Source organism: Microbulbifer maximicatervae (SeqCode) (assembly GCF_052467325.1).
This window is the reverse complement of record NZ_CP174310.1, coordinates 791,893-804,496: the sequence shown is the minus strand read 5'-3', so window position 1 is coordinate 804,496 and position 12,604 is coordinate 791,893. Positions and strand designations below refer to the sequence as shown.

Annotated in this window: 13 protein-coding genes; 2 read left to right on the top strand and 11 right to left on the bottom strand. The window is 54.3% G+C overall.

Annotation, left to right across the window (positions count from 1 at the left end; all coding sequences use genetic code 11):
• Positions 1–23: 23 nt before the first annotated feature.
• The 8 genes from ACJJIE_RS04035 to ACJJIE_RS04000 all read right to left on the bottom strand — a co-directional run bounded on the left by ACJJIE_RS04035 (position 24) and on the right by ACJJIE_RS04000 (position 6,404).
• Positions 24–794 (bottom strand): aminotransferase class IV, encoded by a 771-nt coding sequence (locus tag ACJJIE_RS04035; RefSeq protein WP_282932476.1) that lies wholly within the window; start codon positions 792–794, stop codon positions 24–26.
• Positions 795–839: 45 nt separating this feature from the next.
• Positions 840–2,081: a beta-ketoacyl-ACP synthase II gene (gene fabF / locus ACJJIE_RS04030; protein WP_282932475.1), complete on the bottom strand. Its 1,242-nt coding sequence runs from the start codon at positions 2,079–2,081 to the stop codon at positions 840–842.
• A 192-nt stretch (positions 2,082–2,273) separates the two neighbouring features.
• Positions 2,274–2,510: an acyl carrier protein gene (gene acpP, locus ACJJIE_RS04025; protein WP_020415205.1), complete on the bottom strand. Its 237-nt coding sequence runs from the start codon at positions 2,508–2,510 to the stop codon at positions 2,274–2,276.
• Positions 2,511–2,735: 225 nt separating this feature from the next.
• Positions 2,736–3,479, bottom strand: coding sequence for a 3-oxoacyl-ACP reductase FabG (fabG, locus tag ACJJIE_RS04020; protein WP_444894745.1), 744 nt, complete (start codon positions 3,477–3,479; stop codon positions 2,736–2,738).
• Between the two features lie 56 nt (positions 3,480–3,535).
• A complete protein-coding gene (fabD, locus tag ACJJIE_RS04015) occupies positions 3,536–4,480 on the bottom strand; it encodes an ACP S-malonyltransferase (RefSeq protein WP_444893644.1) in 945 nt (314 codons plus the stop codon).
• 51 nt (positions 4,481–4,531) lie between these two features.
• A complete protein-coding gene (gene plsX / locus ACJJIE_RS04010; protein WP_282932473.1) occupies positions 4,532–5,590 on the bottom strand; it encodes a phosphate acyltransferase PlsX in 1,059 nt (352 codons plus the stop codon).
• Positions 5,591–5,593: 3 nt separating this feature from the next.
• Entirely contained in the window at positions 5,594–5,788 is a 195-nt protein-coding gene (gene rpmF / locus ACJJIE_RS04005; protein WP_108733564.1) for a 50S ribosomal protein L32, read from the bottom strand.
• Positions 5,789–5,861: 73 nt separating this feature from the next.
• The gene (locus ACJJIE_RS04000; protein ID WP_108733565.1) at positions 5,862–6,404 is read right to left on the bottom strand and encodes a YceD family protein; all 543 of its coding nucleotides are present in this window, start codon (positions 6,402–6,404) and stop codon (positions 5,862–5,864) included.
• Between the two features lie 106 nt (positions 6,405–6,510).
• Between ACJJIE_RS04000 and ACJJIE_RS03995 the strand changes: the two genes are divergently transcribed.
• Positions 6,511–7,107 (top strand): Maf family protein, encoded by a 597-nt coding sequence (locus ACJJIE_RS03995; RefSeq protein WP_444893643.1) that lies wholly within the window; start codon positions 6,511–6,513, stop codon positions 7,105–7,107.
• Here ACJJIE_RS03995 and ACJJIE_RS03990 read toward each other — a convergent pair.
• The 3 genes from ACJJIE_RS03990 to ACJJIE_RS03980 all read right to left on the bottom strand — a co-directional run bounded on the left by ACJJIE_RS03990 (position 7,104) and on the right by ACJJIE_RS03980 (position 9,541).
• Complete coding sequence (locus tag ACJJIE_RS03990) at positions 7,104–7,745, bottom strand: HAD-IA family hydrolase (RefSeq protein ID WP_282932471.1); 642 nt, start codon at positions 7,743–7,745, stop codon at positions 7,104–7,106. The genes ACJJIE_RS03995 and ACJJIE_RS03990 overlap by 4 nt on opposite strands.
• Before the next feature lie 14 nt (positions 7,746–7,759).
• The gene (gene rluC, locus ACJJIE_RS03985; protein ID WP_444893642.1) at positions 7,760–8,755 is read right to left on the bottom strand and encodes a 23S rRNA pseudouridine(955/2504/2580) synthase RluC; all 996 of its coding nucleotides are present in this window, start codon (positions 8,753–8,755) and stop codon (positions 7,760–7,762) included.
• A gap of 312 nt (positions 8,756–9,067) precedes the next feature.
• Positions 9,068–9,541 (bottom strand): hypothetical protein, encoded by a 474-nt coding sequence (locus ACJJIE_RS03980; RefSeq protein ID WP_444893641.1) that lies wholly within the window; start codon positions 9,539–9,541, stop codon positions 9,068–9,070.
• Here ACJJIE_RS03980 and rne point away from each other — a divergent pair.
• Complete coding sequence (gene rne, locus ACJJIE_RS03975) at positions 9,540–12,506, top strand: ribonuclease E (protein ID WP_444893640.1); 2,967 nt, start codon at positions 9,540–9,542, stop codon at positions 12,504–12,506. The genes ACJJIE_RS03980 and rne overlap by 2 nt on opposite strands.
• Positions 12,507–12,604 lie beyond the last annotated feature (98 nt).

Sequence of the window (12,604 nt, the reverse complement as noted above, 5' to 3'; positions counted from 1 at the left end):
AGCGAAACTCGCTTGCTTTTTCTTCACCACAATTTATCCAATATCAGCTTCTGTAGCTTGCGGGTCTCGGCACCCACAGGCCAATTTCTGTAACCGATTACCTCTACCACCGGTAATACACCTCGAACACTGTTGCAGAGAGCCAGTTCATCGGCCTCACAGAGCTCGGAAAGCCCCATGTCTTCCTCTTGCCAGTGGATATGGCTCGAGAGCCACTGCCGCATCACACCATGAACACCACATCGGTGCAGGGATGGAGTCATCCACTTCCCACCAAATCGGGCCAGGATATTACAGCGCAGGGTTTCGATGACCCTTCCCGCCGAATCCAGCATCAATCCATCGAGAAATTGACCCACCGGCAGCTCTGCTTTTGCCGCATTATATCGGTTACGGAGTAAAGTTTTGCAGCCCTGGTTCGAATTACTACCGACCGGCAAGCTCGTCGAACAAGGGAAAAGGCTAGTGCCCACCTGCCCCTCAGCAGTTTCAATCAGCGGCCGCAGCACCAAATCCCAACATTGCTGCCCGCGCACACTGCCAACACGCAGGCGCGCAATCGCCTCAGGCGAGCGACAGCCGGCTGTCAATTTTAACGTCGACTGCTCAATTTCTCCCAGACAGGCCTCATCCAACACTCCCGAACGCTCCAGGCGAGCGCGGTGGAAAGACCAAAGCGGTAGACCTTTGTTGTGACAGCGCATTGTTTCGAGGATTCCACCCGAGTAATCAGCATCATCTGGCAACTGATCAACGGCCAGCCCCCGAAAGTACATTTGAGGTAACTGGTACATGGAGCTCCCAAGGCAGGTGTGCCCACCTCGCGGTGGGCACGGGGATCAGACTCGCTTGAATATCAGTGACCCGTTGGTGCCACCGAAACCAAAGGAGTTGGATAGGACTGCATTAATCGCCATTGACTGGGCCTCTTGAGGCACCAAGTTAATACCTTCACAGGCCTCATCCGGGGAGAAGAGATTAATAGTGGGAGGCGCAACCTGGTCACGCAGCGACATGATCGAGAAAACTGCCTCAATAGCACCAGCAGCTCCCAACAGATGGCCGGTCATTGACTTGGTTGAGCTCACGGCAAGTGAGTCCGTCGCCCCACCGAATACTTTTTTAACAGCTAAAATCTCAGCCTTATCTCCCAGTACCGTAGAAGTACCATGGGCGTTGATATACTGGATGTCACTGGGGTTCATGCCCGAATCTCTCAAAGCATTTTCCATTGAGAGTGCAGCACCAGCACCATCTTCCGGTGGAGACGTCATATGGTAAGCATCGCCACTCATACCAAAGCCGGCAACTTCCGCATAAATCTTGGCTCCGCGAGCTTTCGCGCTTTCGTACTCCTCCAATACGAGTACAGCTGAACCCTCACCCAGTACAAAACCATCGCGGTCTTTATCCCAGGGGCGACTGGCAGATTGCGGATCATCATTGCGGGTAGACAATGCCCTGGCAGCACAGAAACCGCCGAGCCCTACCGGGGTGGTAACCATTTCTGCACCACCACATACCATCACATCGGCATCACCGTGCTGAATCGCACGGACACCGAGACCAATCGCGTGAGTCCCAGTGGTACAAGCGGTTGTCACTGCGAGATTGGGGCCTTTGAGGCCATACTTAATTGAAAGGTTACCCGCAACCATATTAATAATGGCGCCAGGCACAAAGAAAGGTGATACACGGCGGGGACCTTTTTCAGCAATCAGCAATGAATTGTCTTCGATCGCCATGATGCCGCCCATGCCTGAGCCGATACAAGTGCCCACCCGCGGGCCGAGTTCTTCAGTTACATCCAGGCCACTATCTTGCATTGCCTGAATACCAGCAACCAATCCATACTGCAAAAAAGTATCCATCTTGCGCGCTTCTTTTGCGGGCATGTATGGCGTGGGATCAAAGTTTTTTACAGTAGCTGCGAAGCGGGTTGAAAAAGCCGAAACATCAAATGTATCAATCGGAGCAGCGCCATTAGCTCCCTGTAGCACCCCAGACCAAGTATCCTCTAGGGTGTTACCTAACGGGCTAACGACTCCCATTCCGGTTACAACAACTCTTCTTTGCGACACTGCGCTCCCCCCTGAAATTTTCTGCTACCGCCCTTCACCAATGTAGTTAAAAGAACAACATCCGGTCAGCAGTCACAATTCCGTAGTACCAAATAAAAAGAAAGCCGCGCTATGAAACATAGGACGGCTTTCAGAATCGCTCGGCTAGGTACAGCATATTGAGCTGCCCGTGCCTAAACTACCCAGCAGGAATTAACCAAGGTTGTCCTTGATGTAATCCATTGCCAGCTGAACAGTAGTGATTTTTTCAGCTTCTTCATCGGGAATTTCAGTTTCGAATTCCTCTTCCAAAGCCATAACCAGCTCAACTGTGTCGAGTGAGTCAGCGCCCAGATCTTCAACAAAAGAGGCTTCAGGCTTAACGTCTTCTTCCTTAACGCCCAGTTGTTCAGCAACGATCTTTTTAACGCGCTCTTCAATGCTGCTCATGATTCAATTTAACTCCTAGTGGGTAAAAATCTGTTTTAGTCGCTATTGTTTTTCACCGTATCCAATGTTGTTGGTGATAACGACCGGCTCACACAGCTTTTGGATAATTCAGAGGCCATTGTACCCCAAGTTTTTCGGGATGTAATGTGCGGCCCCTCAACACCATCAGCTAAAACAAAAATATCTCTAAAATCAATAAGTTAAAGACATATTCTGAAACACAAACTACGCCATGTACATACCGCCATTGACATGAATTGTCTCACCGGTGACGTAGCCTCCCGCATCGCTAGCCAGGAAGGAAACCACCGAAGCAATTTCTTCCGGCTTTCCGAGCCTCGCGAGAGGAATCTTACCCAGAAGCAACTCGCGTTGCGCTTCAGGCAAGACTTTTGTCATGTCAGTATCAATAAAGCCGGGAGCTACGGTATTAACCGTGATTCCTCGGGAGCCCACCTCCGAAGCCAGGGAGCGGGCGAAGCCTCCCACACCAGCTTTGGTCGCCGCATAATTGCTCTGACCGGCATTACCCATACTTCCTACGACGGAGCTGATATTAATAATCCGTCCCCATCGCGCCTTGGTCATATCGCGCAGGCAAGCCTTACTCATGCGATAGACCGCGGTCAAATTCGTATTGACGACTGAATCCCACTCGTCATCCTTCATGCGCATCAACAAGTTGTCCTTGGTGATGCCAGCATTATTAACCAATATCGCAGGAGCACCAAACTCATTTTTTATCGCTGCATGAAGCTCGGAAACACTTTCCGCATTGCCCACATCCAGAACTTTACCGGCACCTGCGATACCGGCTTCTGCGAAGCGGGCGCTTATTTTTTCAGCACCGGATTCGCTGGTGGCAGTACCAATAACTGTGGCACCCATTCCACCGAGCATATCTGCAATTGCCGCACCAATACCGCGACTTGCACCTGTCACCAAGGCAACTTTACCCTCAAGGGACATCTGTAAGGTCATTCTCACTTATCCTTATTCGACTTCTGGACTACTTTTTGAGCGATTTATACCGCTGTAGCTCGCAGAGCTTCATTAAAGTTACTGGGGCTATCGATTGCGTGACAGGAAACACTTCGATCGACACGTTTGATCAGGCCAGACAAAACCTTACCCGGACCACACTCAACCATTTGCTCCACTCCGGAGCCAATAATTTTTTGTGCGCAGGCAGTCCAGCGAACCGGGCGATAAATCTGCTCGATCATCAGGGTCTTAATTTTTTCCGGATCCGATTCAAGCTCAGCGTGGACATTGTGCACGATGGGTATTTCCGGCGCGTTAAATTCTGTCGCCTCTATTTGAGGGGTCAGCTTTTCCGCCGCGGGACGCATCAGCTCAGTGTGGAATGGAGCACTGACCGGAAGAGGCATAGCCTTCTTTGCACCGGCAGCTTTACAGGCTTCGATGGCGCGCTGCACCGCCGCGCTACTTCCCGCAATAACAATCTGGCCGGGAGAGTTGTAATTCACCGCAGCGACTATTTCATCCTCAGCAGAAGCAGCACAAGCTTCTTCGACAGCTGCATCATCAAGACCGATGATCGCAGCCATAGCGCCCTCCCCTACGGGAACCGCCTCCTGCATCAAGCGGCCGCGCTCGCGAACCAAATGAACCGCATCTTTAAATGCCAGAACGCCAGAGCACACCAGTGCTGACCACTCACCCAAACTGTGACCGGCCATGAATGCAGGCTGGGCACCGCCGCGAGAGCGCCACATGCGATAAAGGGCAACACTGGAAGTCAGTAAGAGGGGCTGGGTACGCTGGGTGAGATTAATGGCTTCCTGCTCGCCATTCTGGCACAGGTCCCAGAGGTCATAGCCGAGCACATTGGATGCTTCGGCAAAAGTGGCCTGAATTTCAGGCGCCTCTTGGGCAATCTCAGAGAGCATACCTATTTTCTGGGAACCCTGCCCCGGAAAGACAAATGCGAGTGCGGCATTGGTCATAAGATATCCTTAACCTAAATGTGGCTGATTTCAGTAAGGGAAAACTGCTTTTTACCCTTCATCCATGGAGCGTCTTTCGCCGGATTGTGCCATAGCGGCATCGACCCTGGCTGCCAGGTCAGCATCGGCACACTCCTTCGCCGTAACCATCGCCCGATAAAAAGCTTCGCTGCTGGCACCGCCGTGACTCTTGATCACGTTGCCCTTTACCCCTACAAAGCTGGCGCCATTATAGCGAGCAGGTTCCACCTGTGTACGCCATTTTCGCAACAGCTTTATGGCCAATTGGCCAAAAAAACGCTTGAAACACCCTCTTTTCTCGATTGTGAACGCTTTTTGACCCATTAGTCGAATCACACCCTCGGCAGATTTCATCGCAACATTACCCATCAGGCCGTCGCAAACAACCACATCTACCGAGCCGGTAAAAATATCATGCCCCTCAACAAAGCCAACATAATTGACCCCGGGGTCCGCATCGAGCAGCTCCGCTGCACGGCGTATTTCGGCGCTACCTTTATGTGCTTCCGCCCCAATATTGAGCAGCGCCACCTTTATATCCTTCACGCTCTTGCGGGCAGTATGAATCCGCTGAGCCTCAATCCCCATACGGGCGAACTGAAGCAAATCCTCAGCACTGCAATCCACATTGGCACCAAGGTCCAAAAGATAGCAGGAACCCATACCCGAAGGTACAGACTTACCGAGCGCCGGCTTCCTAACACCTTGGATATTACCGAGAATACTGCGACTCAACGCCAACAAGGCGCCGGTATTGCCGGAGGTAACTGCTGCTTGCACATCTCCCGATGCAACACTCTTCAGGGCCATCGCCATGGTTGAATCGCGCTTATGGCGAACAGCCTGCAACGGATTGCACTCTTGAGTGATGACTTGCTCGCAATGGATAATTTCGAGACGGCGGGTAACGCGGCGGCGATGGCGCTGCAGCTCTTGATGAACCAGAGCTTGAAGCTCTGCGCGCGGACCAAATAGCTTTAGCTGCGCTTCAGGGAAGTTTTGAAGAAATCTAATACATGCCGGAACGACAGAGCGGGGACCTAAGTCCCCGCCCATTGCATCCACGGCCAATCGCAATTGGCTGGACAAAGCTTACTCTTCTTCAGAGCCGCCGCTAACTTCGATCACTTTGCGACCACGGTAGAAACCGTCTTTGGTCACGTGGTGACGACGGTGTTTTTCACCGGTAGTCGGATCGACGGAAAGGGTAGCACCTGCGCCCAGCGCATCGTGGGAACGGCGCATACCGCGACGGGAACGAGTCTTCTTGTTTTGTTGAACAGCCATTGCTAGCTCCTAAAATAAACAAATTTCGCTGGAACCGGGGCGCCTACCGGCGAGCCCAAACTCATCGGGAAACCTAGGATTTACCCGACGAACCCTTCAACTGCTCCAGCACTTTAAAGGGGTTTGCCTGTTGCTCATCCGCCTCGGCAACCTCGCCACCAAAATGAAAGCTCTCCTTGGAGACACATTCTTCCTGGTGATAAGCCACCATTGGCAAATTGAGCAAAATTTCATCTTCAAGGATCTGGTGCAAGTCCAGCTCATCGCCGTCCTGGATCACCGGGTCCAGATCTTTGGGCAGGGCCTTACCCTGCTCCTCAGTCCATACGATACCCCAACTAAACTGTGCCTCGATCTGCTCATGGACCGGTGACAAACAGCGCTGACACAAGAGGTCAACTGCAAGTTGAACCTTGCCGCTCACCGTTTGGTGACCTTGCAAGTCTCGCTCAAACTGCAATTCAGCAGAAATCTCTCCGTGGACAGACTCAACTGCGCTACCAACCCGAGGCAGGGACTCCAACGGCAAAACACCATCGAGCAACTGCTCTCGCTGTACCAATTTCCGAGCATCAATGCTCTTTGGCAATACTGATTTAGAGGGGGCTATCGACATAAGCGCGCAATTCTATGGACTCACCTTAGCCTTGTCAAAACAAATCAGGCATTGCAGTATCGCCCGGTCACAAACCACTATTCGACCCAGCGGAAAATCCACCAGAATGCCCCACCCTCTGATACTAGCCTCCAGCTCTCCTTACCGCAGAACCCTACTACAACAGCTTGGCATCCCCTTTCAGCAGGATTCGCCCCATATAGATGAAGCACCACAGGCGGGGGAAGCGCCAGCTGCACTCGCCCTGCGCCTCGCCACAGAGAAAGCGCGCACCTTGGCAGGCCGCCACCCGAAATCACTGATTATCGGTTCAGATCAAGTTGCCTCTTGCGACGGTCAAATACTTGGCAAGCCAGGCAGTAGGGAGCGCGCCATCGCCCAGCTGCAAGCCTGCAACGGCAAAAAAGTGATATTCCACACCGGCTTGAGCCTGCTGAATAGCGCAAGCGGAGAGCAGTTGGGCGATACGGAAACCTTCACCGTCTACTTTCGACAGCTGAGCACAGAGCAAATTGAACGATATGTAGAGCTGGAACAACCTTACGATTGCGCCGGCTCTTTTAAAGTGGAAGGGCTAGGTATCGCCCTATTTGAAAGGCTTGAAGGAGCAGATCTCAACACCCTGGTAGGGCTGCCACTAATCCGCCTTACCGATATGCTGAACCACTTTGGCATAGATCCATTGGGCCCGCAGGCCACTTAAAGGAGTGGCGGCCAGCGGAGCAGCTCAGAGAAACGATCGATAACAACCTTGGGGCCACACCCCTGCAGTCGGGTTGGGCAATGAGCGCCATAGCTCACCCCGATAGAGGGCATACCGATCGCCGCCGCCATTTCCAGGTCGTATACGGTATCCCCTACCATTACCGCCTGCTCCGGACCGGTTCCGGTCTCATGTAGCAACTCATTCAGCATCAGCGGGTCAGGCTTGGAAGCGGTCTCATCCGCACAACGACTGGCGGCAAACAAGTGGCCGAGGCCGTGTTCCTCAAATTCCCGATTGAGCCCCTGCCGACTCTTCCCGGTCGCTACCGCCAACTGGTGACCACCGCACAGCAACTGGTCCAGGGTATCCAGGACTCCCTCAAATAACGGCAGGGGTTCAACCCGGGCCGCCATCCACTCATCAAAGTAAAGCTGGCGCAACGTGAGCTTTTCCTCACTGGCAGCCTCCGGAAACAGAGAGGATATCGCTTCCGGCAGACCAAGCCCGATAATGTTGCTAACCGCTTCCGGGGCAAGCACCGGCAAACCAGCTCTATCTGCTGCCCGCAACATACAATCGACGATACGCGCCTCAGAATTACAAACCGTCCCGTCCCAATCGAGGATTACCAACATAACAAAAGAACGTCCTACTCTTCCCTTAATCTATTCAGCACTGCACTCAGCTCCGCAGGGAGTGGAGCCTCCACCTCAACCTTGGAGCCATCTGGCAAAGAGCAGCGCACTGAAGCCGAGTGCAAAAAGAGACGCTTCAGACCGCGACTACGAAATTCACGATTGACTTCGTCCGAGGTGTACTTGTTGTCGCCCGCCAGAGGGCAACCAGCAAACTGAGCATGAACTCGAATTTGGTGTGTTCGCCCGGTGACCGGCTCTGCGGAAAGCAGAGTCGCCGCCTTAAATCTCTCAATCAACTTAAAGCGAGTCTCTGAAGGCTTGCCCTCCGGGTGCACCGACACCATTCTCTCGCCGCTTTTCAAAGTGTTCTTACGCAAAGGTGCCTCAACAACGCGGCGACCTCGGGGCCACTTGCCCACCGCCAATGCCTGATACGATTTACCGATCTTTCCCGCCCGCAACTCCGACTGAACATGCTGCAATACCGCACGCTTGCGGGCCACCATGATGGCGCCACTGGTATCCCGGTCCAGGCGGTGCACCAACTCAATAAACGGGCTTTGCGGAAACATCTGGCGCAAAACTTCAATCAGGCCCAACCTGACACCGCTGCCGCCATGGACCGCAAGGCCCGATGGCTTATTGATCACCATAAGCCCGTGCCTGTCGTAAAGTATGGACTCCTGGATCAGCTGGCGCAGAGATTCACCAGCAAGAGGGGCCTCAGCCTGCTCGGCAACACGAATTGGCGGCACTCGCACCACATCGCCCGCCTTTAACTTGTATTCAGCCTTTATTCGTCCTTTATTTACTCTTACCTCACCCTTACGCAGGATTCGGTATATACGTGAACGCGGCACACCCTTGAGGCGCGCCTGGAGGAAATTGTCGATCCTCTGTCCCGCCAGCTCTTCAGGTACAGTTAAAAGCTGCACGCCGCCAGATGGATTCGAGGTCTTTGATGGGGTCTCGGCCGGAGCCTTCTTGGGGTGGGGTATACTTCGCATGACGCGCATCATAGCGTTGCCAGGGATACAATTGAAGCACCTCCCTGCCCATGCTATATTCGGCCGGCCTGAATTCGGCGTATTTTCGGTCAAAGGCGACTTCCCACATGAAGAGATAGCCGTGACCCCAACGAAAATACCCCATTCGGTCGGTGCGCGGGGATGCCGCGTCATTGATAAAACTTAGCCGTTGAGATGTCCCCCAATTACCAGAACCAGAGGGGAGCTCACCGGCAACAACAGCCCGCGGTTATGCGGGTAATTATCGCGAAGGTAAGACGGGCCGTGACCCGCAGCGCTTGAAAGGACGACTCAAACTTGCGTCCGGTTTTGCAGAATACGACGAGCCAGCAACCGAACTGGCAACCAGGGCAGCACAGCTTCCGCAAGCCTGGTAAAAAAATTAAGAAGAATGGGTATCAGCCAAAAGCTGAACTGCAGAACCTCTGATGATTGACGCAAACCTTGCCGCCCAGCATGAAACAAACCAAGGGGCGGCGCCCAACCCTGCTGCAGAAGCCTGCGGCACAGGTATAGGGCAGTACTAACAAAAGGTATTAAAGGTACCAACGGATAGCACAATAACAGCGCGTATCCGGAGTTTTTGCAGAGCGAATAATAGGCAAATGCCAATCTCAACAAGCCGCATAGATCCATGGCGCGGTAGAGCTGGCATACCTCATTTTCCCTGCCCTGCCTGGTGGTCCTCTCCACCGGACAGCCAACAAGCAAGCCTGTGAGTAGCGGTGTCACACCTTTGCGCAACGCAAGGAAAACGACACGCATGAAAAGAATGCTAATCAACGCAACCCAACCTGAAGAGTTGCGTGTTGCCCTGGTCGACGGCCAGTGGCTCTATGATTTAGATATTGAGAACCGAACCCGCCAGCAGAAAAAAGCGAACATCTACAAAGGTAAGATTACCCGTGTAGAACCCTCCCTCGAAGCTGCATTCGTCGACTACGGCGAAGAGCGCCACGGGTTCCTCCCCTTGAAAGAAATCTCTCGCGAGTACTTCCTCAAGCAGCCCAAAGACATCGAAGGCCGCATCAAAATCAAAGATGTTGTCAAAGAAGGCATGGAAGTTATTGTCCAGGTGGACAAAGAAGAGCGCGGCAACAAAGGCGCCGCCCTCACCACCTTTGTCAGCCTCGCCGGCCGCTACTTGGTGTTAATGCCCAACAACCCTCGTGCCGGTGGCATCTCCCGCCGCATTGAAGGTGATGAGCGCTCCGAGCTCCGCGACGCACTGGCCAGTGTAGACGTCCCTTCGGGCATGGGCATCATCGTGCGTACCGCCGGCGTTGGCCGCAGCGGTGACGAGCTGCAATGGGACCTCAACTACCTGCTGCAACTTTGGAACGCCATCAAAGAAGAAGCTGATACCTCCAAAGCGCCACACTTCCTGTTCCAGGAAAGCAACGTCATTATCCGCGCCATCCGCGACTACATGCGCGACGATATCGGCGAAGTTATTGTCGACGACAAAGGCGCCTTTGAGCTGGCCGCAGAGTTTGCTCGCCAGGTAATGCCCCACTACGCCAATAAGGTGAAGTACTACGAAGACGCCATCCCGCTGTTCAATCGCTATCAAATTGAAAGCCAGATCGAAACAGCATTCGAACGCGAAGTGAAGCTCCCCTCCGGTGGCTCCATCGTTATCGATGTGACCGAGGCTCTGGTATCTATCGATATCAACTCCTCCCGCGCAACCAAGGGCGGCGATATCGAAGAGACCGCGCGCAATATCAACCTGGAAGCCGCCGATGAAATCGCTCGCCAGCTGCGCCTGCGCGATATGGGTGGACTGGTTGTCATCGACTTTATCGACATGCAGAGCAAGTCAAACCAGCGCGAAGTTGAAAAGCGCATGGAGAAGGCCCTCAGCATGGATCGCGCCCGCGTTCAGGTTGGCCGCATCTCCCGCTTCGGACTTTTGGAAATGTCCCGCCAGCGCCTGCGCCCATCCCTGGGTGAAACCACCTTCCGCGTCTGCCCCCGCTGTAGCGGTCAAGGCACCATTCGCGGCACCAAGTCTCTGGCTCTCTCCATTCTCCGCCTGGTAGAAGAGGAAGCGAAGAAAGAGCGCAGCGCTGAGATCCGTGCAATTACCCCGGTGAATGTCGCGACCTACCTGCTGAACGAAAAGCGTAAAACGATCTCCCAGATCGAGTCCCGCAATTCCACTCGCGTAGTAGTTGTGCCCAGCGCGGAAATGGAAACGCCGCACTTTGAAGTTCAGCGCCTGCGTGACGATGACACCGCGACCCTGGAAACTTCCTACAAGATTTCTGGCACTGCCGAAGAGACAGTGACCAAGAAAGAGGAAAAGCCACAGCGTCCAGCTTCAGCGCAAGCGGCCGTGCAGCAAATTGCCCACACCGCTCCAGCTCCCACCCCGGAGAAAAAGGAAGAGCCGGGACTCTTCAGCCGATTGATTAGTGCTATCGCCTCCTTCTTCACCGCAGAAGAGGAAGAGCCGAAGAAGCATCAAAAGTCCAAAGGCCGTGGCAAGGACTACCAGCAGCGCAACCGCAATCGCAACCAGCGCGGAAATCGCAACAACCGCAGTGGCCGCCCCGCGCGCCGCAAGGATGATCGCCGCGAAGACAATAAACGCGACGACCAACGCGAAGATAAGCGCAGCGCCAAGCTGGACGAGCATGACAGCGCCTCCGATCGCCAAGGTGAAGGTCAGCGCAGACGTCGCCGTCGCCGCAACGACAACCGCCGCAGCGACAACCGCACCCAAGCTGCTGAAACCCAAAATACCGTTGATACCAACGAACAGGCTGGAGACACTTCCGATCAGCAGCGTCCAGCACGTCGCCCGAGCAATGTGCGCGGCCGCCCTCAGGCGCGCCGTCGCGGCGGACGCCGCAGTGAGAACACCGCAGCAACTGCGGTAGCTCACAGCCAGGAAGAGCTGAATCGCGAAGTTCACGAAGCCATCGACGAAGCTGAAAGCGAAGTCCGCAAGACCAAGGAAGTCGCAAAAGAGGCTCGTGCCGAGGCGCCCAAACCCAAGGCAAAAGACTCTCAGAAGCCTCAGAGAGCTCCCAAGCAACCAGCTCAGCCCGCCATCACAATGCCGGTGCGAACTGCTCACGAGGAAAAATCTGAAGCACGAGAGACCCAGAAGCCTGTAGCTCAACCGCAGAGCGCTCAGCAGGCAGCCAAAGCTTCCGCCTCCGAGCAGCAACAGCGGCCTACACAGCCCAAGCCCAAAGCTACCCCGGTAGAAAAAGCAGCTGTGCCAGCTGCCGAGCCGGCCAAGCCCGTAAAGCAAGCGCCAGAACAAAAAGCCACCACGGCAGAAGTTCCGGCTGCCCCCAAAGCTGAAACCACTCCTGCCAAGCCAGAAGTAGAAGCAGCAGAGGAAATCGTGCTTGAGGAAGCACAAGCTGCAGCTGAAGCTTTACAGGAACAGGCAGGCACCAGTGAGCCGGAAGCTCAGGAAGAAATTGTTGCCGCCGAGCAGGCAGCTTCCGAAGAGAAACCGACCGCACCCAGCCAGGGACGCGCAGTAAATGATCCGCGTATCAACCCCAAACCACTGGGTGAATTCTCAATTGTTACTGAGCACCGCAAAGTGGGCTCCCAGCAGCCGCTGGATACCGCGCAACCGGCAGCAATTGAGCACAATCCGCGTGCCCTCGCCCGCCCGGCCAACGACCCGCGTATCAGCCGCAAGGCCGTGGAAGTTGATGCCAGCGCAAATATCGATCGCGACTCTGCAGAAGCGAGCTAAGCGATAACTGCCAAGCCGCCCCAGCCAATGACTGGGGCGACCTTATCAACCTGACAATCAGCCTTGAGCTGGTCAATAAATCACCTAACTTATTGAAC

What these genes read in the sequence shown, in the direction of transcription:
- fabD (WP_444893644.1), bottom strand. Translation starts at nt 4,480, where the DNA reads ATGACCAATGCCGCACTCGCATTTGTCTTTCCGGGGCAGGGTTCCCAG.
- fabG (WP_444894745.1), bottom strand. Translation starts at nt 3,479, where the DNA reads ATGTCCCTTGAGGGTAAAGTTGCCTTGGTGACAGGTGCAAGTCGCGGT.
- rne (WP_444893640.1), top strand. Translation starts at nt 9,540, where the DNA reads ATGAAAAGAATGCTAATCAACGCAACCCAACCTGAAGAGTTGCGTGTT.
- ACJJIE_RS03990 (WP_282932471.1), bottom strand. Translation starts at nt 7,745, where the DNA reads ATGTTGGTAATCCTCGATTGGGACGGGACGGTTTGTAATTCTGAGGCG.
- ACJJIE_RS03995 (WP_444893643.1), top strand. Translation starts at nt 6,511, where the DNA reads ATGCCCCACCCTCTGATACTAGCCTCCAGCTCTCCTTACCGCAGAACC.
- rpmF (WP_108733564.1), bottom strand. Translation starts at nt 5,788, where the DNA reads ATGGCTGTTCAACAAAACAAGAAGACTCGTTCCCGTCGCGGTATGCGC.
- rluC (WP_444893642.1), bottom strand. Translation starts at nt 8,755, where the DNA reads ATGCGAAGTATACCCCACCCCAAGAAGGCTCCGGCCGAGACCCCATCA.
- ACJJIE_RS04000 (WP_108733565.1), bottom strand. Translation starts at nt 6,404, where the DNA reads ATGTCGATAGCCCCCTCTAAATCAGTATTGCCAAAGAGCATTGATGCT.
- ACJJIE_RS03980 (WP_444893641.1), bottom strand. Translation starts at nt 9,541, where the DNA reads ATGCGTGTCGTTTTCCTTGCGTTGCGCAAAGGTGTGACACCGCTACTC.
- acpP (WP_020415205.1), bottom strand. Translation starts at nt 2,510, where the DNA reads ATGAGCAGCATTGAAGAGCGCGTTAAAAAGATCGTTGCTGAACAACTG.
- ACJJIE_RS04035 (WP_282932476.1), bottom strand. Translation starts at nt 794, where the DNA reads ATGTACCAGTTACCTCAAATGTACTTTCGGGGGCTGGCCGTTGATCAG.